At 72.4% G+C, this 17,102-nt stretch carries 15 protein-coding genes and 1 pseudogene; 10 read left to right on the forward strand and 6 right to left on the reverse strand.

Going from position 1 to position 17,102, the window contains the following annotated elements:
• Nucleotides 1-12: 12 nt before the first annotated feature.
• Nucleotides 13-1,722: a phenylacetic acid degradation protein PaaN gene (gene paaN / locus ACFVYS_RS14585; protein ID WP_389502015.1), complete on the reverse strand. Its 1,710-nt coding sequence runs from the start codon at nt 1,720-1,722 to the stop codon at nt 13-15.
• Nucleotides 1,723-1,881: 159 nt separating this feature from the next.
• Between paaN and ACFVYS_RS14590 the strand changes: the two genes are divergently transcribed.
• Together ACFVYS_RS14590 and ACFVYS_RS14595 are read left to right on the forward strand one after the other, a co-directional pair.
• Nucleotides 1,882-3,396: a 3-hydroxyacyl-CoA dehydrogenase gene (locus ACFVYS_RS14590; protein ID WP_389502017.1), complete on the forward strand. Its 1,515-nt coding sequence runs from the start codon at nt 1,882-1,884 to the stop codon at nt 3,394-3,396.
• The gene (locus ACFVYS_RS14595; protein ID WP_389502019.1) at nt 3,393-3,983 is read left to right on the forward strand and encodes a TetR/AcrR family transcriptional regulator; all 591 of its coding nucleotides are present in this window, start codon (nt 3,393-3,395) and stop codon (nt 3,981-3,983) included. The genes ACFVYS_RS14590 and ACFVYS_RS14595 overlap by 4 nt, the downstream gene beginning before the upstream one ends.
• Nucleotides 3,984-3,996: 13 nt before the next feature.
• Here the strand turns inward: ACFVYS_RS14595 and ACFVYS_RS14600 are convergent, their stop codons facing one another.
• A complete protein-coding gene (locus ACFVYS_RS14600) occupies nt 3,997-4,578 on the reverse strand; it encodes an Lrp/AsnC family transcriptional regulator (RefSeq protein ID WP_389502021.1) in 582 nt (193 codons plus the stop codon).
• 175 nt (nt 4,579-4,753) lie between these two features.
• Here ACFVYS_RS14600 and pdhA point away from each other — a divergent pair, with 175 nt between their 5' ends.
• The 5 genes from pdhA to ACFVYS_RS14625 all read left to right on the forward strand — a co-directional run bounded on the left by pdhA (nt 4,754) and on the right by ACFVYS_RS14625 (nt 10,645).
• The gene (pdhA, locus tag ACFVYS_RS14605) at nt 4,754-5,899 is read left to right on the forward strand and encodes a pyruvate dehydrogenase (acetyl-transferring) E1 component subunit alpha (protein WP_389502023.1); all 1,146 of its coding nucleotides are present in this window, start codon (nt 4,754-4,756) and stop codon (nt 5,897-5,899) included.
• Nucleotides 5,896-6,900, forward strand: a complete 1,005-nt coding sequence (locus ACFVYS_RS14610; protein WP_389502025.1) for an alpha-ketoacid dehydrogenase subunit beta — start codon at nt 5,896-5,898, stop codon at nt 6,898-6,900. The genes pdhA and ACFVYS_RS14610 overlap by 4 nt, the downstream gene beginning before the upstream one ends.
• On the forward strand, nt 6,900-8,216 hold the full coding sequence (locus ACFVYS_RS14615) for a dihydrolipoamide acetyltransferase family protein (protein WP_389502027.1): 1,317 nt from the start codon (nt 6,900-6,902) through the stop codon (nt 8,214-8,216). Before ACFVYS_RS14610 ends, ACFVYS_RS14615 begins: the two co-directional genes overlap by 1 nt.
• 81 nt (nt 8,217-8,297) lie before the next feature.
• Nucleotides 8,298-9,221 carry an NTP transferase domain-containing protein gene (locus ACFVYS_RS14620; protein ID WP_389502029.1) on the forward strand — a complete coding sequence of 308 codons (924 nt, stop codon included), beginning with the start codon at nt 8,298-8,300 and terminating at the stop codon, nt 9,219-9,221.
• Nucleotides 9,218-10,645 (forward strand): molybdopterin molybdotransferase MoeA, encoded by a 1,428-nt coding sequence (locus ACFVYS_RS14625; RefSeq protein ID WP_389502031.1) that lies wholly within the window; start codon nt 9,218-9,220, stop codon nt 10,643-10,645. Before ACFVYS_RS14620 ends, ACFVYS_RS14625 begins: the two co-directional genes overlap by 4 nt.
• Before the next feature lie 90 nt (nt 10,646-10,735).
• Here ACFVYS_RS14625 and ACFVYS_RS14630 read toward each other — a convergent pair whose 3' ends face one another.
• A complete protein-coding gene (locus tag ACFVYS_RS14630; protein ID WP_389502033.1) occupies nt 10,736-11,854 on the reverse strand; it encodes a potassium channel family protein in 1,119 nt (372 codons plus the stop codon).
• A gap of 118 nt (nt 11,855-11,972) precedes the next feature.
• Between ACFVYS_RS14630 and ACFVYS_RS14635 the strand changes: the two are divergent.
• Nucleotides 11,973-12,671: pseudogene (locus tag ACFVYS_RS14635) on the forward strand (potassium channel family protein); the annotation flags it as partial.
• Between the two features lie 70 nt (nt 12,672-12,741).
• Here the strand turns inward: ACFVYS_RS14635 and ACFVYS_RS14640 are convergent.
• Together ACFVYS_RS14640 and ACFVYS_RS14645 are read right to left on the reverse strand one after the other, a co-directional pair.
• Nucleotides 12,742-13,590 (reverse strand): ABC transporter permease, encoded by an 849-nt coding sequence (locus ACFVYS_RS14640; protein WP_142265206.1) that lies wholly within the window; start codon nt 13,588-13,590, stop codon nt 12,742-12,744.
• On the reverse strand, nt 13,587-14,630 hold the full coding sequence (locus ACFVYS_RS14645; protein WP_389502035.1) for an ATP-binding cassette domain-containing protein: 1,044 nt from the start codon (nt 14,628-14,630) through the stop codon (nt 13,587-13,589). Before ACFVYS_RS14645 ends, ACFVYS_RS14640 begins: the two co-directional genes overlap by 4 nt.
• A gap of 153 nt (nt 14,631-14,783) precedes the next feature.
• Here ACFVYS_RS14645 and ACFVYS_RS14650 point away from each other — a divergent pair, with 153 nt between their 5' ends.
• The gene (locus ACFVYS_RS14650; protein ID WP_389502037.1) at nt 14,784-15,764 is read left to right on the forward strand and encodes an NAD(P)H-quinone oxidoreductase; all 981 of its coding nucleotides are present in this window, start codon (nt 14,784-14,786) and stop codon (nt 15,762-15,764) included.
• A gap of 24 nt (nt 15,765-15,788) precedes the next feature.
• Here ACFVYS_RS14650 and ACFVYS_RS14655 read toward each other — a convergent pair whose 3' ends face one another.
• Nucleotides 15,789-16,316 carry a hypothetical protein gene (locus ACFVYS_RS14655; protein ID WP_389502039.1) on the reverse strand — a complete coding sequence of 176 codons (528 nt, stop codon included), beginning with the start codon at nt 16,314-16,316 and terminating at the stop codon, nt 15,789-15,791.
• A gap of 163 nt (nt 16,317-16,479) precedes the next feature.
• Here ACFVYS_RS14655 and ACFVYS_RS14660 point away from each other — a divergent pair, with 163 nt between their 5' ends.
• On the forward strand, nt 16,480-17,028 hold the full coding sequence (locus tag ACFVYS_RS14660; RefSeq protein ID WP_389502137.1) for a bacterial proteasome activator family protein: 549 nt from the start codon (nt 16,480-16,482) through the stop codon (nt 17,026-17,028).
• Nucleotides 17,029-17,102: the final 74 nt, after the last annotated feature.

Below are 17,102 nucleotides of genomic sequence, written 5' to 3' on the forward strand. Positions count from 1 at the left end.
ACGCCCGGTCGCCTAGGCGTCCCGGCGGACCTCCACCACCCGGAAGCGGTTGGCGACGAACGCGCCGTCGGTCAGGGCCGCGTTGGCCGCCGGGTTGCCGCCCGAGCCGTGGAAGTCGGAGAACGCGGCCGTCTGGTTGACGTACACCCCGCCGGTGAGGTTGAGGGACAGCTGGGCGGCCTCCTCCAGGCAGACCTCCTCGACGGCCTGCTCGACCTCCGCGTCGGTGGTGTACGCGCCGACCGTCATCGCGCCCTTCTCGCGCACCGTGCGCCGCAGCAGGGCGACCGCGTCGGCCGCGGAGTCGACGGCGACGGCGAAGGAGACCGGGCCGAAGCACTCGCCCATGTAGGCGGCCTCGTCGTCCGTCCCCTCCCAGTACTTCCGCGCCCCGTCGAGCTTGACGAGCACCGGGGTGCGCACGATCGCGTCCGGGAACTCCGGGTTGCTCACCTCGCGGGAGGCGAGGGCGACCTCGCCGAGGCCCGCGGCGGCCTCCAGGCGGGCCTTGACGTCCGGGTTGACGATCGCGCCGAGCAGCGCGTTCGCGCGTGCGTCGTCGCCGAGGAGGCCGTCGACCGAGCGGGCGAGGTCGGCGACGACCTCGTCGAAGGTCTTCGCGCCCTCGTCCGTGCGGATGCCGTCGCGGGGGATCAGCAGGTTCTGCGGGGTCGTGCACATCTGGCCGCTGTACAGGGAGAGCGAGAACGCCAGGTTGGCGAGCATGCCCTTGTAGTTCGCCGTGGACTCCACGATCACCGTGTTGACGCCGGCCTTCTCGGTGTAGACCTGCGCCTGGCGGGCGTTGGCCTCCAGCCAGTCGCCGAAGGCGGTCGAGCCGGTGTAGTCGACGATCCGGATCTCGGGGCGGGTGGCCAGGGTCTTGGCGATGCCCTCGCCGGGGCGCTCGGCGGCCAGCGCGACCAGGTTCGGGTCGAAGCCGGCCTCGGCGAGCACCTCGCGCGCGACGCCGACGGTCAGCGCGAGCGGCAGCACCGCGCGCGGGTGGGGCTTGACCAGGACCGCGTTGCCGGTGGCAAGGGAGGCGAACAGGCCCGGGTAGCCGTTCCACGTCGGGAAGGTGTTGCAGCCGATGAGCAGGGCGATCCCGCGCGGGACCGGGGTGAAGCGCTTGGTCATCGCGAGCGGGTCGCGCTTGCCCTGGGGCTTGCTCCACTCCGCCGTGCCGGGCGTGCGGACCTGCTCCGCGTACGCGTACGCCACCGCTTCCAGGCCGCGGTCCTGCGCGTGCGGGCCGCCCGCCTGGAACGCCATCATGAAGGCCTGGCCGGAGGTGTGCATGACCGCGTGCGCGAACTCGTGCGTCCGGTCGCTGATCCGCTTGAGGATCTCCAGACAGACCACCGCGCGCAGTTCCGCTCCCGCGTCCCGCCAGGCACCCTGTCCGGCCCGCATTGCGGGCAGCAGCGTGTCCACGTCCGCGTGCGGGTAGGTCACGCCCAGTTCGACGCCGTACGGCGAGACCTCGCCGCCCACCCAGTCGTCGGTGCCGGGCTGGCCGAGGTCGAGGCGGGTGTGCAGCACGGCGTCGAAGGCGGCCTTGCCGGCCGCGGCGTCCAGACTGCCGTTCTCCCCGTAGGCCTTGGGGTGTTCCGGGTGCGGGGACCAGTACGCGCGGGTGCGGATCGCTTCCAGGGCCTGGTCGAGGGTGGGCCGGTGCTGGGCGATCAGAGCGTGCGCGGTCGGTTCGGCGGCGGCCATGCGGGACCAACTCCTCGTCTTGAGAACTCTCCGTCGAGCTCATGACCTGGCGGAAACCTGGGCAGGAACAGCCAGTCAGGGTTAGAGTAACCGAACGATCGGTCGGGACAAGGGGGCCTGCCGCATCTGTGGAAAACCCCGTGCGGGAGGATCGCGCACATGACAGCACTCGACCTCAGCAGCCCCGTGGCCGTCGTCGGCACCGGCACCATGGGCCAGGGCATCGCCCAGGTCGCGCTCGTCGCCGGTCATCCCGTGCGGCTGTACGACGCCGTGCCCGGCCGCGCCCGCGAGGCGGCCGACGCGATCGGCGCCCGTCTGGACCGGCTCGTCGAGAAGGACCGCCTCGCCGCCGGCGACCGGGACGAGGCACGTGCCCGCCTGCGGCCCGCGGAGAGCCTCACCGACCTCGCCGACTGCTCCCTGGTCGTCGAGGCCGTCGTGGAGCTCCTGGAGGCCAAGCAGGAGCTGTTCCGGCAGCTGGAGGACGTGGTCGGCGAGGACTGCCTGCTCGCGACCAACACCTCGTCCCTGTCGGTGACCGCCGTCGGGGGCGCCCTGCGCAACCCGGGCCGCCTGGTGGGCCTGCACTTCTTCAACCCCGCGCCGCTGCTGCCGCTGGTCGAGGTCGTCTCCGGGTACGCCACCGACGTCACGTCGGCCACCCGCGCGTACGAGACGGCCCGTTCCTGGGGCAAGACGCCGGTCGCCTGCGCCGACACCCCCGGCTTCATCGTCAACCGCATCGCGCGGCCCTTCTACGCCGAGGCGTTCGCCGTCTACGAGGCGCAGGGCGCCGACCCGGCCACCATCGACGCGATCCTGCGCGAGTCGGGCGGCTTCAAGATGGGCGCCTTCGAGCTGACCGACCTGATCGGACAGGACGTCAACGAGTCGGTCACGCACTCCGTGTGGCGGTCCTTCTTCCAGGACGTGCGCTTCACGCCCTCGCTCGCCCAGCGGCGTCTGGTCGAGTCGGGGCGCCTCGGCCGCAAGACCGGCCAGGGCTGGTACGACTACGCGGACAAGGCCGGAGCCGCCGAACCGCACACCGCGGAGAAGGCCCAGCCGCCCGCGTACGTCGCCGCCGAGGGCAATCTGGGCCCCGCCTCCGAACTGCTCGCGCTGATCCGCGAGGCGGGCATCCAGGTCCGCGAGGAGGAGGAGGACCACGGCACCCGCCTGGTGCTGCCCGGCGGCGGCCAGCTCGCCCTCGCCGACGGCCAGACGTCCGTGGAGTTCCGGGACGTCGTCTACTTCGACCTCGCCCTGGACTACCGCAAGGCCACCCGCATCGCCCTGTCCGCCTCCCAGGACACCTCCACGCAGACGATGTCCGAGGCGATCGGCCTGTTCCAGGCGCTCGGCAAGGACGTCAGCGTCATCGGCGACGTCCCGGGCATGATCGTCGCCCGTACGGTCGCGCGGATCGTCGACCTCGCGCACGACGCCGTGGCCAAGGGCGTGGCCACCGAGGAGGACATCGACACCGCGATGCGGCTGGGTGTCAACTACCCTCTCGGCCCCTTCGAGTGGAGCCGCAGGCTGGGCCGCACCTGGGCCTGCTCCCTCCTGGACGACCTGCACGAGCGCGACCCCTCCGGCCGCTACGCGCCGTCCCTCGCGCTGTACCGCCACTCCTATGCCACCGAGAAGCGGGAGGGCGCCTCGTGACGACCGCCAAGCGCGACACGTACACCCCGGAGACCCTGCTCTCCGTCGCCGTCCAGATCTTCAACGAGCGCGGCTACGACGGCACCTCGATGGAGCACCTGTCCAAGGCGGCCGGCATCTCCAAGTCGTCGATCTACCACCATGTCGCCGGCAAGGAGGAACTGCTGCGGCGGGCCGTCAGCCGGGCCCTGGACGGCCTCTTCGGGATCCTCGAGGAGGAGCACGCGCGCGTGGGGGACGCCTCGGAGCGCCTGGAGTACGTCGTGCGGCGCATGGTCGAGGTGCTCATCGGCGAACTGCCGTACGTGACACTGCTGCTGCGCGTGCGCGGCAACACCGACACCGAACGGTGGGCCCTGGAGCGGCGCCGCGACTTCGACCACCGGGTCGCCGAGCTGCTCAAGGCGGCCGCCGCCGACGGGGACATACGCGGTGACATGGAGGTACGGCTGGCCACCCGGCTGGTCTTCGGGATGATCAACTCGATCGTCGAGTGGTACCGGCCGGGCGGCCGGGGGATGGTCGAGATCGAGGTCGCCGACGCGGTGGTGCGGCTGGTCTTCGAGGGGCTGCGCACAGCACCTTAGGGCGTCGTAGGGCTCACCCCTGCGGCTCCAGGTCCTCCTCCTCGAACACCAGCAGCGTGCGCGTGCTGAGCACCTCGGGGATCAGCTGGAGCCGGGTGAGCACCACCTCGCGCAGCGCCCTGTTGTCCGGCGTGTGCACCAGGAGCAGGACGTCGAAATCGCCTCCCACGAGGGCGATGTGGGAGGCGCCGGGCAGCAGCCTCAGCTGCTCGCGCACCGTCCGCCAGGAGTTCTGCACGATCTTCAGCGTGATGTAGGCGCTCGTGCCCTGCCCGGCGCGCTCGTGGTCGACACGGGCGCCGAAGCCGCGGATGACGCCGTCCTCGATGAGCCGGTTGATCCGCGCGTAGGCGTTGGCACGCGAGACGTGGACCCGCTCGGCGACCGACCGTATAGAGGCGCGGCCGTCCGCCTGGAGTATCTGCAGGATGTCCTGGTCGATGGCGTCCAGCGGACGCGGCGGCGGCAGCGGCAGCGGGGCGCCGCCCGGTGACGGGGCGCTGCTGGGCGACAGGACACCGGTCGGTGGCGGAGGGTTGCCCGGAGGCGGCGCGGTGCCGTTCTCCGGCCCTTCGGCCATTTGTTCAGGTGCCATGTCCCCCTGCCTCCCTGCCATGGACGTACTGCACCCATCTCAGGTTGTGGAGAACCGTTTGTCCACAGCCTGAGGGGCCCTGTAGCCAAAATGTGCCGACGACCGAACAATCGGTAGGTGAGGCGCATCACAACCGACGCGTCTCCCGTAGCCACTCCCATGAGGAGGTGCCGTCATGACGGTCATGGAGCAGCGGGGCGCTTACCGGCCGACTCCGCCGCCGGCCTGGCAGCCCCGTACCGACCCCGCGCCGCTGCTGCCCGACGCGGAGCCGTACCGCGTGCTCGGCACCGACGCGGCCGCGCAGGCCGACCCGGAGCTGTTGCGTCGGCTGTACGCCCAGCTGGTGCGCGGCCGCCGTTACAACGTCCAGGCCACCGCCCTCACCAAGCAGGGCAGACTCGCCGTCTACCCCTCCAGCACCGGCCAGGAGGCCTGCGAGGTCGCCGCCGCGCTCGCTCTCCAGGAGCGGGACTGGCTCTTCCCCAGCTACCGCGACACCCTCGCCGTCGTCGCGCGCGGCGTGGATCCCGTCGAGGCCCTCACCCTGCTGCGCGGCGACTGGCACACCGGCTACGACCCCTACGAGCACCGGGTGGCGCCGCTGTCCACCCCGCTCGCCACCCAGCTCCCGCACGCCGTGGGTCTCGCGCACGCCGCCCGCCTCAAGGGCGACGACGTGGTCGCGCTCGCGATGGTCGGCGACGGCGGCACCAGCGAGGGCGACTTCCACGAGGCGCTGAACTTCGCCGCCGTCTGGCAGGCCCCGGTCGTCTTCCTCGTGCAGAACAACGGCTTCGCGATCTCCGTACCGCTCGCCAAGCAGACCGCCGCTCCCTCGCTGGCCCACAAGGCCGTCGGATACGGCATGCCGGGCCGCCTGGTCGACGGCAACGACGCGGCCGCCGTGCACGAGGTGCTGACCGACGCCGTACGGCACGCGCGGGAGGGCGGCGGCCCCACCCTCGTGGAGGCGGTGACCTACCGCATCGAGGCGCACACCAACGCCGACGACGCCACCCGCTACCGCGGTGACGCCGAGGTCGAGACCTGGCGCGAACACGACCCGATCCAGCTGCTGGAGCGCGAACTCACCACGCGCGGGCTGCTCGACGAGGACGTGAAGCAGTCCGCGCGGGACGCCGCCGAGGTAATGGCCGCCGACCTGCGCGCCCGCATGAACCAGGACGCGGTCCTCGACCCCATGGACCTGTTCGCCCATGTGTACGCCGAACCCACCCCCCAACTGCGGGAGCAGCGGGACCTGCTGCGGGCGGAGCTCGAGGCCGAGCACGCCGACCAGGAGGGTACGCACCGATGACCACCGTCGCCCTCAAGCCCGCCACCATGGCGCAGGCCCTCACCCGCGCGCTCCGGGACGCGATGGCCGCCGACCCGAGCGTGCACGTCCTGGGCGAGGACGTGGGCACCCTCGGCGGTGTCTTCCGGGTCACTGACGGGCTCGCCGCGGAGTTCGGCGAGGACCGCTGCACGGACACCCCGCTCGCCGAGGCGGGCATCCTCGGCACGGCCGTCGGCATGGCGATGTACGGACTGCGGCCGGTCGTGGAGATGCAGTTCGACGCCTTCGCCTACCCGGCGTTCGAGCAGCTCATCAGCCATGTCGCCCGTATGCGCAACCGCACCCGCGGCCGTATGCCCCTGCCGATCACCGTCCGGGTGCCCTACGGCGGCGGCATCGGAGGCGTCGAGCACCACAGCGACTCCTCCGAGGCGTACTACATGGCGACCCCGGGCCTCCACGTCGTCACGCCCGCCACGGTCGCCGACGCCTACGGTCTGCTGCGCGCCGCCATCGCCTCCGACGACCCGGTCGTCGTCCTCGAACCCAAGCGCCTGTACTGGTCCAAGGACTCCTGGAACCCGGAGGAACCGCAGCGTGTCGAACCGATCGGCCGCGCGGTGGTGCGGCGCCCGGGCCGGAGCGCCACACTGATCACCTACGGTCCTTCGGTGCCGGTCTGCCTCGAAGCCGCCGAGGCGGCGCGCGCCGAGGGCTGGGACCTCGAGGTCGTCGACCTGCGCTCGCTGGTGCCCTTCGACGACGAGACCGTCTGCGCCTCGGTCCGGCGGACCGGACGCGCGGTCGTCGTGCACGAGTCGGGCTCCTTCGGCGGCCCGGGCGGCGAGATCGCGGCCCGCGTCACGGAGCGCTGCTTCCACCACCTGGAGGCGCCGGTGCTGCGCGTCGCCGGGTTCGACCTTCCGTACCCGCCGCCGATGCTGGAGCGCCACCACCTGCCCGGCGTCGACCGCATCCTGGACGCCGTGGCGCGGTTGCAGTGGGAGGCGGGCAACTGATGGCACAGGTGCTGGAGTTCAAGCTCCCCGACCTCGGGGAGGGACTCACCGAGGCGGAGATCGTCCGCTGGCTGGTCCAGGTGGGCGACGTCGTCGCCGTCGACCAGCCGGTCGTCGAGGTCGAGACGGCCAAGGCGATGGTCGAGGTGCCCTGCCCCTACGGCGGTGTGGTCACCGCGCGCTTCGGCGAGGAGGGCACCGAACTGCCCGTCGGCGCCCCGCTGATCACGGTCGCGGTCGGCGCGCCGGCCGCCGACGGCCTGGACGTTCCCGCCGAGAGCGCCGAGGGGTCGGGCAACGTGCTCGTCGGTTACGGCACCTCGGAGGCACCCGCGCGCAGGCGCCGGGTCCGGTCGGCGCGCCCGGAACCCGCCGCCGTGACCGTCGCCGCGGCTCCGGCGGCCCCGGCGGCGCCGGTCCTTCCGACCGTGGCAGCCGACGGCCCCGTCCCGGTGATCTCCCCCCTGGTGCGCAGACTCGCCCGGGAGAACAACCTGGACCTGCGGGAGCTCACGGGCTCCGGGCCCCAGGGGCTGATCCTGCGGGCGGACGTGGAGAACGCGCTGCGGGGGGCCGCCCCGCGGGACCAGGCGGCCCAGCTGCCGTCCCGGTCCTCCGCTCCCTCCGGAGGCCGCCGCGTCCCGCTCAAGGGCGTCCGGGGTGCCGTCGCCGACAAGCTCTCCCGCAGCCGACGCGAGATCCCCGACGCCACCTGCTGGGTGGACGCCGACGCGACGGAGCTGATGCGGGCCCGGGCGGCCATGAACGCGTCCGGCGGGCCGAAGATCTCCCTCCTCGCGCTGCTCGCCCGTATCTGCACCGCGGCGCTGGCCCGCTTCCCGGAGCTCAACTCCACCGTCGACCTGGCGGCCCGGGAGGTCGTCCAGTTCGACCATGTCCACCTCGGCTTCGCCGCGCAGACCGAGCGGGGACTCGTCGTGCCCGTCGTCCGCGACGCGCACGCCAGGGACGCCGAGGGACTCACCGCGGAGTTCGCCCGGCTCACCGAGGCGTCCCGGGAAGGCCGTCTCACCCCCGCCGACCTGACCGGCGGCACCTTCACCCTGAACAACTACGGGGTGTTCGGAGTCGACGGCTCCACACCGATCATCAACCACCCCGAGGCGGCCATGCTCGGTGTCGGCCGCATCATCCCGAAGCCGTGGGTGCACGAGGGCGAGCTGGCGGTGCGCCAGGTCGTCCAGCTCTCGCTCACCTTCGACCACCGGGTGTGCGACGGCGGAACGGCGGGAGGCTTCCTGCGCTACGTGGCGGACTGCGTGGAGCAGCCGGCGGTGCTGTTGCGCACCCTGTGATGGCGGGCGTGCCCCGGCGATTCGCGCGTTTCCCGTGATCCGGCGGGCCCGCATCGCCGGGGCGGCCCGCATACTCGGGGGGTGACCTCGAACGAGCCCGCCGCCCACGACGCCGTCGTGCTCGCCGGTGGCGGCGCCCGCCGGCTCGGCGGCGCCGACAAGCCGGGGGTGCGGGTGGGCGGACGCGCGCTGCTCGACCGGGTGCTCGGCGCCTGCGCCGACGCGCGCACCACCGTCGTCGTCGCCGATCCCCGCCCCACCGCGCGGCCCGTGCGCTGGGCGCGCGAGGACCCGCCCGGCGCGGGGCCCGTCGCCGCGCTCGACGCCGGACTGCGCCACACCACGGCGGACGACGTCCTCGTCCTCTCCGCCGATCTGCCCTTCCTCGCGGCGGACACCGTACGGCGACTGCTGACCGCCCTGCGCGTCGGCGCGGCCGAGGGCGTGCTGCTCACCGACGCCGACGGCCGTGACCAGCCGCTCGTCGCCGCGTACCGCACGGCCGCCCTGCGCCGCGAACTGGCGGTGCTCACCGCCGGCGAAGGCGGCCTCACCGGACTGCCGCTGCGCCGGCTGACCGCCGGACTCGACCTCACCCGCGTCCCCGACCCGGTCGCGTCGTTCGACTGCGACACCTGGGACGACATCGCCGCCGCCAGGGCACGTATCAGGGAGCATGACCACGTGTTGGATGAATGGATTTCCGCAGTCAAGGACGAGCTGGGCATCGACCTCGACGTCGACACCGGCGCCCTCCTCGATCTGGCCCGCGACGCCGCCCACGGGGTGGCCAGGCCGGCGGCCCCGCTGACCACCTTCCTGGTCGGCTATGCGGCCGCGCAGGCCCAGGGAGGCCCCGAAGCCGTCGCCGAGGCCGCCCGCAAGGCCGCCGCGCTCGCGCTGCGCTGGGCGGAGGAGGCCGAACAGGAGAAAGCCGAGCAGCAGAAGGCCGAGAAGGCCGAGAAGGCCGACAAGCCCGGCGGCTCCGGACCGGACGCCGGATGACCGCCCGCGGTACCCGGCAGGGCCTCGACGCCGAGGACCTCGACGTCGAGGAGGCGCTCGCCCTCGTGAAGGACGGCAACGGCACCGCCCGCCGCCCCGGCGGCCACGGCCCCGCACAGCGCGAGGGCAGCGGCGAGGGCACGCCGCCCTCCTCCTCCCCTTCTTCCTCGGCCCGGAGCCCGGAGGCGGGTCACCGGGCCGACGCTGCCGAGCACCGCCACCGGGCGACCTCCTGGTCCGAGGCCCGGACGATCGCCGCCCGCGCCGCCCGCTCCGGCGCCGCCCGTACCGCTCCCGTCTCCGTGACCCTCGGCGATGCCCTCGGCCTCGTGCTGGCCGCCCCGCTGACGGCCCTCACCGACCTGCCCTCCTTCGACACCTCGGCGATGGACGGCTGGGCTGTCGCGGGTCCCGGCCCCTGGTACGTACGGGAGGAGGGCGTGCTGGCCGGCGGCTCGGCGCCCGCGCCCCTGGCCGACGGCGAGGCCGTACGGATCGCCACCGGCGCCCGGATCCCCCCGGACACCACCGCGGTCCTGCGCAGCGAGCACGGCCGGACCGACGACAACGGCCGGCTGCACCCGACCCGCGAGATGCAGCACGGCCAGGACATCCGCTCAAGGGGCCAGGAATGCCGCAGCGGGGATCAGTTGCTGCGGGCCGGGGCGGTGGTGACCCCGGCCGTCCTGGGCCTCGCCGCGGCCGCCGGGTACGACACGCTGGCCGCCGTCCCCAGACCCCGGGTCGAGGTTCTCGTCCTGGGCGACGAACTGCTCACCGAGGGCCGCCCGCACGACGGCCTCATCCGGGACGCGCTCGGGCCGATGCTGCCCCCGTGGCTGCGGGCGCTGGGCGCCGAGGTCACCTCCGTACGCCGGCTCGGCGACGACGCGAAGGCCCTGCACAAGGCCATCACCGCATCCGGCGCCGATCTCGTCGTCACCACCGGTGGCACCGCCTCGGGACCCGTCGACCACGTGCACCCCACCCTGCGCCGGCTCGACGCCGAACTCCTCGTCGACGGCGTCAAGGTGCGCCCCGGTCACCCGATGCTGCTGGCCCGCCTCAAGGAGAACCAGCACCTCGTCGGCCTGCCCGGCAACCCCCTCGCGGCCGTCTCCGGCCTGCTCACGCTCGCCGAGCCGCTGCTGCGCACCCTCGCCGCCCGGCCGGCTCCCGAGCCGTACGCGCTGCCGCTGCGGCAATCGGTGCACGGGCACCCGTACGACACCCGGCTCATCCCGGTCGTCCTGCGCGGTGACCATGCCGTGCCGCTGCACTACAACGGCCCGGCCATGCTGCGAGGCATCGCGGCGGCCGACGCCCTCGCCGTCGTGCCGCCGGGCGGTGCACGCACGGGTCAGGAGACGGAGCTCCTCGACCTGCCGTGGGCGACGGCCGGGATCGACGCCTGTTTCACGTGAAACAGCCCTGATCCACCCATGTTTCACGTGAAACGGCCCCGGCTTGGTCGAGCTCGCCCCTGCTCGCCCCCGGTTTCACGTGAAACATCGTCATGCCTGCTCAGGCGCCGGGACGGCGCGGCTGACCGTGATCACGCGGTCCCCCATATGGAGCCGGGAGAGCCGGGGGTCGGTGTAGTCCAGCAGTTCCTTGCCCCGGACGACGGCCACGACCAGGTCCGCACAGCTGCGGGGCGCCGCGCCGACCTCCGCCTTGCTGACCGGCCGCTCGATGAGGTCCAGGCCGTTGCCGAGGGTCATCAGGTTCTCCAGGGTCCTGGCCACGGTCGGGCTGACCATCGAAACGCCGAGCAGCCGGCCGGCGGAGCTGGAGCTGGTGATCACGGTGTCCGCGCCGCTCTGCTTGAGCAGCGGCACGTTCTCGTCCTCCCGGGCGGCCGCGACGATCGTCGCGCGCCGGTTCAGCTGCCGGGCGGTGAGGGTGACCAGGGCGGCCGTGTCGTCGCGTTGCGGGGCGACGATCACCCGGGAGGCGGTGTGGACCTCGGCCTTGAGGAGCGTCTCCGAGCGGGTGGCGTCCCCGGTGACCGACACCAGTCCGTCGTCGCCGGCGGCGAGCGCGGCCTTGCGCTGGGCGTCCACGATGACGATCCGGTCCTTGGCGATGCCCTGCCCGACGAGGGTCTCCACCGCGTGGCGGCCCTTCGTGCCGTAACCGACTACCACGACGTGATTGCTGGTGCGGGCCCGCCAGCGGTGGACGCGGACCTGCTGCCGGGTGCGCTCGGTGAGTACTTCCAGGGTGGTGCCGACCAGGATGATCAGGAACAGCACGCGCAGTGGCGTGATGACGAGGATGTTGACGAGCCGGGCCGTTTCACTGACCGGGGTGATGTCGCCGTAGCCGGTGGTGGAGAGGGTGACGGTGGCGTAGTAGGCGGCGTCGAGGAGGCTGACGGAGCCGTCCGAGTTGTCGTTGTAGCCGTCACGGTCGACGTAGACGATCAACGTGGTGACGGCCAGTACCAGCAGGCCCATGGCGAGGCGTCGGAGTACCTGCAGAAGCGGGGGGACGGCGATGCGCATGGGCATCGTGATGGAACGGCCCGCCTCGGCGTCGTCCCGGGCTTCGGTGCGAGAGCGGTACCAGAGGGACCTGAAGAGGGAGAGTCTGGCCGGGCCGGCCGGCGGTCGTTCGTGGTCCTTCATCGTGTGCCCCCTGTGACGGTGATCCGATCGGTGGGCACCATGGTTCCCGGCGGGCTCCTGCCCGTCATGAAGCAACACGTGTCCATGAGTCCACAGATCCATGATCCCGGAGGTCCCCTTGCGCGACCACACTGTCGTCGTCGGCTTCGGAACGAAGGGGCGGTCCGCGATCCGGACGGCCTGCACGGCGGGCCTGCGCAAGGAACAGGTCGTGGTGATCGATCCCAGTGCGAAGGTGATCGACGCGGCGACGGCCGAGGGGTACGAGGGTGTGGTCGGGGACGCCACCCGCAGTGATGTGCTGCGACGGGCCGAGGTGCAGCGGGCGGGACGGATCGTCATCGCGACCCAGCGGGACGACACGGCCGTCCTCGTGGCGCTGACGGCCCGCCAGCTCAACCCCAGGGCGAAGATCGTGGCGGCGGTCCGCGAGGAGGAGAACGCCCCGCTGCTCAGGCAGTCGGGCGCCGACGAGGTCATCACCAGTGCCGGTGCGGCCGGCCGGCTCCTCGGCCTGTCCGTGCTCAGCCCGGCGGCGGGCCGGGTCATGGAGGACCTGATCCAGCAGGGCGACGGGCTCGACCTCGTCGAACGGCCCGTCACCAAGGCCGAGGCCGGCCGCGGACCGCGGGAGACGGACGACCTGGTGGTGAGTGTCGTCCGCGGGCACCGCGTCCTCGCCTACGACGATCCCGCGATCGGCATGCTGGAGCCGACGGACCGGGTGGTCACGATCGTGCGGGTGGGCCCGGACCGTAGCCGGGCCCCCCTTGGGACCCCCGGCATGCCCGGGGTCCCGCCGCTCCCGCCGGCCTGAGGCGCACGCTCCCGGGCGCTGCCCGCCGGCGGGTCGGACAGCTCGGGGTGCTCGAAGAGGGCGGCGGGCGCTACTTGCGGTTGTAGAGCCGCATCGTCACCGGCCCGAAGACCAGCACGAACAGTCCGGCCCACCCCAGCGACCAGGCGATCTCGGCAGCGGGCCAGTCACCCGCCATCAGTCCCCGTACCGCCGAGGCCAGATGGGTGACCGGGCTGTTGTTGACGAACGCCTGGAGCCAGCCCGGCATGGTGCGGGGGTCGACGAACACGTTGGACAGGAAGGTGAGCGGGAAGATCACCATCATGCTGACGCCCATCACCGACTTCTCGGTGCGCAGCAGCAGCCCGAACATCGTCCAGATCCATGAGAACGCGAACGAGAAGACGACCAGCAGGGCGATTCCCGCGACCACGCCCGCGAGCCCGCCGTCCGGCCGGTAGCCGAGGATCATGCCGACGGTGAGCATCACGACGGACGCGATCGTGTAGCGCAGCGCGTCGCCCAGCAGATAGCCGACCATCGTCGACGGCCGCCAGATCGGCAGCGACCGGAAGCGGTCGAAGACGCCCTTCTCGATGTCGGTGTTCACCGAGACACCCGTGTACATCGTGATCATCACGACCGACATCACCAGGATGCCCGGCAGCAGGAACTGGATGTACTCCTCCGGGGACCCGGCCAGGGCGCCCCCGAACAGGTACGTGTACATCAGCACCATCATGATCGGGAACGCGGTGACGTCGAAGAGCTGCTCCGGCACGTGCTTGATCTTGAGGATCGCCCGCCAGCCGAAGGTGAGGGAGGCCGAGAGGGCGCTCGGGCGGGGCGGCCGCTCCTGTGCGACGAGCAGCGCGGCCAGCGACTCGGCGCTGACGGGGGCCAGATCCTGGACGTCCGTGCTGGTCACGGTGCTCATACCGGCACCTCGCCTTTCTGACCGCGGGTCGATGTACCGGCGTCGGCCGGTGTTCCGGGCTCGGTGTCGGTCTTCGTATCGTGTCCGGTGAGGGCGAGGAACACCTCGTCCAGGCTGGGCTGGCCCAGCGAGAAGTTGTCGACGACGATCCCGGCCCGGGCCAGTTCCCCGAGGGCCCGGGCGGCCTGCGCTGCGGCCGCGTCGCCCACCGCCGCGTCGAGCCGGGCGGTCAGCGCCACCGGGTCCGGCTCCCGCTGGACGTCCGCGTCCAGGGCCAGCCGCAGCACCTGCTCGGCCTCGGGCCGCTGCTCGGCGTCGCGCAGCCGCAGATGGACGGAGCCGGCGCCGACGGACGCCTTCAGCTCGCCCTTCGTGCCCTCGGCGATGACCCGGCCCCGGTCGATGACGGCGATCCGGGACGCGAGTTGGTCGGCCTCGTCCAGATACTGCGTGGTCAGCAGCACGGTGGTGCCCTGGGCGACCACCGCCCGCACGATGTCCCACACCTGGTTGCGGCTGCGCGGATCGAGCCCGGTCGTCGGCTCGTCGAGGAAGAGCAGGTCGGGCGTGCTGAGGATGGACGCGGCGATGTCGATCCGGCGCCGCATGCCGCCGGAGTAGTGCTTGACCTGCTTTCCGGCCGCGCCGGTGAGCCCGAACGCGGCGAGGAGCTGCGCGGACCGCTCCCGGGCGGCCTTCTTGCCGTGCCCGAGAAGCCGGCCGAGCAGCACCAGGTTCTCGGTGCCGGTGAGGTCCTCGTCCACGGACGCGTACTGGCCGGTCAGGCTCACCCGGCCGCGCACCTCGTCGGCCTCCCGGACGATGTCGTGGCCGAAGATTCGGGCCTGGCCGCCGTCCGGCCGCAGCAGCGTGGCGAGCATCTTCACGGTGGTCGTCTTGCCGGCGCCGTTCGGCCCGAGGACGCCGTAGACCGTGCCGGTGGGGACGGCGAGATCGACGCCGTCCACGGCCCGGGTCTCGCCGAATGTCTTGACCAGGCCCGCAGTCTCGATCGCCAGGCCGGCGGTGTGCTGGCTCATGGGGTTCCTTCCGCGTACTTGGGCTACGCATGGGGAGACCTTTACCGTCGCCCGAACTCATCGGTGATCGCATCTCGATTTTCGCGCTCCCCCGCCATCGCCGCCGCGGACCATGATCGGGAGCCAGGAGGCGGGAGGAGTAGCGTCCCCTTCATGCATGCGATCACGATTCCCGAACCTGGTGGTCCCGAGGCGCTGGTGTGGGACGAGGTCCCCGATCCCGTACCCGGCGCGGGCGAGGTCCTGGTCGAGGTGGTGGCCGGCGCCGTCAACCGGGCCGACATCCTTCAGCGGCAGGGTTTCTACGATCCGCCGCCCGGTGCCTCCCGCTACCCCGGCCTGGAGTGCTCCGGCCGGATCGTCGAGGTCGGCCCCGGCGTCTCCGGCTGGGCCGTCGGCGACGAGGTGTGCGCGCTGCTCGCGGGCGGCGGATACGCGGAGAAGGTCGCCGTGCCGGCCGGCCAGCTGCTGCCCGTGCCGGCCGGCGTCGATCTGCGGCGGGCCGCCGCGCTCCCCGAGGTGACCAGCACCGTCTGGTCGAACGTCTTCATGATCGCCCACCTGCGTCCCGGCGAGACGCTGCTGGTGCACGGCGGCTCCAGTGGCATCGGGACCATGGCGATCCAGCTGGCCAAGGCCGTCGGCGCCAGGGTCGCCGTCACCGCGGGCACCAAGGAGAAGCTGGACCAGTGCGCCGAGCTGGGCGCGGACATCCTGATCAACTACCGCGAGCAGGACTTCGTCGCCGAGCTGAAGCAGGCCACGGACGGCGCGGGCGCCGATGTCATCCTCGACAACATGGGCGCGAAGTACCTGGATCGCAATGTCCAGGCGCTCGCCGTCAACGGCCGCCTCGCGATCATCGGTATGCAGGGGGGCATCAAGGCCGAGCTGAACATCGGCGCGCTTCTCGGCAAGCGCGCCGCGATCAGCGCGACCTCGCTGCGGGCCCGTCCCCTGGAGGAGAAGACGGCCATCGTGGCGGCCGTACGCGAACACGTCTGGCCACTGCTCGCCGCCGGCCATGTCCGCCCCGTCGTCGACCGCGAGGTCCCGATGAGCGACGCGGCCGAGGCCCACCGGATCGTCGAGGCCAGCACCCACGTCGGCAAGGTACTGCTGGTCACGACCTAGGGAGGCCCTGACGCGGCGGTGGCCTCAGGTGCGGCGCAGCCGCAGGGCGGCCAGGGCGAGAGCGATGCCGAGGCCGATGAGGACGAGACCGCTGCCCAGCGGCAGGATCTGCAGCACGGGGCCGTCGGACCCCTCCGGCTGCGCCACGGGACGCCGTGCGGGGTCCCGTGGCGCGCCCGAGGGCATGGGAGCGGTGGTCTCCGGCGACTCGGACGCGGCGGTGTCGTCGGAGAGGCCGCCGTCGTCGCTGCCCTCGCCCGTGCTGTCCTCGCCCTCCGTGTCCTGCGTCTCCTCTTCCGCGTCCTCGTCGGCCTCCTCCGCGTGGTCGCCGGCCCGGCCGGGCCGCTGGCGTCCCTCGCCCGCCCGGCTGCCGGCCCGGTCGGGTGCGGAGGAGGAGGGGGCGGGGGTGGCGGACGCCGACACGGCGGTGTACGACGCGACGGCCGCGTACGAGGAGACGCCCCCGCAGGGCAGCACGAGCCCGCCCAGCACGACCGCTCCGACGCCCACGCCTGCCCGCGTCGCGCACCACGCCTGCTGCCATGGAGCCACGTCCGTGACCCCCTCCCGGTGCCCAGTCGCCAAGAAAAGACGCAACAAGCCTCACATCGGGGAACTGTCACCGCATTCCGGACTCCGCCGAACGGAAACAGTGGATCACCTTTCCCGGGGGGTGCCACGGTGATGAGGTGGGGACGTGCGAGAGAATGACGGCATGGAGATGCCGAGGAACGAAAGGTCGCCGGAGAACGCCCAGAAGATCCTGGTCGTAGGTCAGGACGGCATGGCGCTCGGTGACATCGACGCTGACGACGACTCCCGTGAGATCCCGGTGACCGAGCAGGTCGAACAGCCGGCGAAGGTCATGCGGATCGGCAGCATGATCAAGCAGCTGCTCGAGGAGGTACGCGCGGCTCCTCTGGACGAGGCGAGCCGGGTCCGGCTGAAGGAGATCCACTCGAGCTCGGTGAAGGAGCTGGAGGACGGCCTGGCGCCGGAGCTGGTCGAGGAACTGGAGCGGCTGTCCCTGCCGTTCAACGAGGACTCGACGCCGAGCGACGCGGAACTGCGCATCGCGCAGGCCCAGTTGGTCGGCTGGCTGGAGGGCCTCTTCCACGGCATCCAGACCACGCTCTTTGCCCAGCAGATGGCCGCACGTGCCCAGTTGGAGCAGATGCGCCGGGCGCTGCCGCCGGGAGTGGGGCACGAGGGCGTCGACGATCCGCGCGCGGCGGGCGGCCGTACCGGCGGGCCGTACCTCTAGAGCGCCGGACAGTCATCCGTAGCCGTACACACGAGAAGGGCCCGGCGTATTCGGCGCCGGGCCCTTCTCCCATG

The organism is Streptomyces sp. NPDC058295 (assembly GCF_042880655.1).
Lineage (GTDB): Bacteria > Actinomycetota > Actinomycetes > Streptomycetales > Streptomycetaceae > Streptomyces > Streptomyces coriariae.

What these genes read in the sequence shown, in the direction of transcription:
- ACFVYS_RS14640 (WP_142265206.1), bottom strand. Translation starts at nt 13,590, where the DNA reads ATGAGCACCGTGACCAGCACGGACGTCCAGGATCTGGCCCCCGTCAGC.
- pdhA (WP_389502023.1), top strand. Translation starts at nt 4,754, where the DNA reads ATGACGGTCATGGAGCAGCGGGGCGCTTACCGGCCGACTCCGCCGCCG.
- ACFVYS_RS14630 (WP_389502033.1), bottom strand. Translation starts at nt 11,854, where the DNA reads ATGAAGGACCACGAACGACCGCCGGCCGGCCCGGCCAGACTCTCCCTC.
- ACFVYS_RS14645 (WP_389502035.1), bottom strand. Translation starts at nt 14,630, where the DNA reads ATGAGCCAGCACACCGCCGGCCTGGCGATCGAGACTGCGGGCCTGGTC.
- ACFVYS_RS14590 (WP_389502017.1), top strand. Translation starts at nt 1,882, where the DNA reads ATGACAGCACTCGACCTCAGCAGCCCCGTGGCCGTCGTCGGCACCGGC.
- ACFVYS_RS14660 (WP_389502137.1), top strand. Translation starts at nt 16,480, where the DNA reads ATGGAGATGCCGAGGAACGAAAGGTCGCCGGAGAACGCCCAGAAGATC.
- ACFVYS_RS14650 (WP_389502037.1), top strand. Translation starts at nt 14,784, where the DNA reads ATGCATGCGATCACGATTCCCGAACCTGGTGGTCCCGAGGCGCTGGTG.
- ACFVYS_RS14615 (WP_389502027.1), top strand. Translation starts at nt 6,900, where the DNA reads ATGGCACAGGTGCTGGAGTTCAAGCTCCCCGACCTCGGGGAGGGACTC.
- ACFVYS_RS14600 (WP_389502021.1), bottom strand. Translation starts at nt 4,578, where the DNA reads ATGGCACCTGAACAAATGGCCGAAGGGCCGGAGAACGGCACCGCGCCG.
- ACFVYS_RS14610 (WP_389502025.1), top strand. Translation starts at nt 5,896, where the DNA reads ATGACCACCGTCGCCCTCAAGCCCGCCACCATGGCGCAGGCCCTCACC.
- ACFVYS_RS14625 (WP_389502031.1), top strand. Translation starts at nt 9,218, where the DNA reads ATGACCGCCCGCGGTACCCGGCAGGGCCTCGACGCCGAGGACCTCGAC.
- paaN (WP_389502015.1), bottom strand. Translation starts at nt 1,722, where the DNA reads ATGGCCGCCGCCGAACCGACCGCGCACGCTCTGATCGCCCAGCACCGG.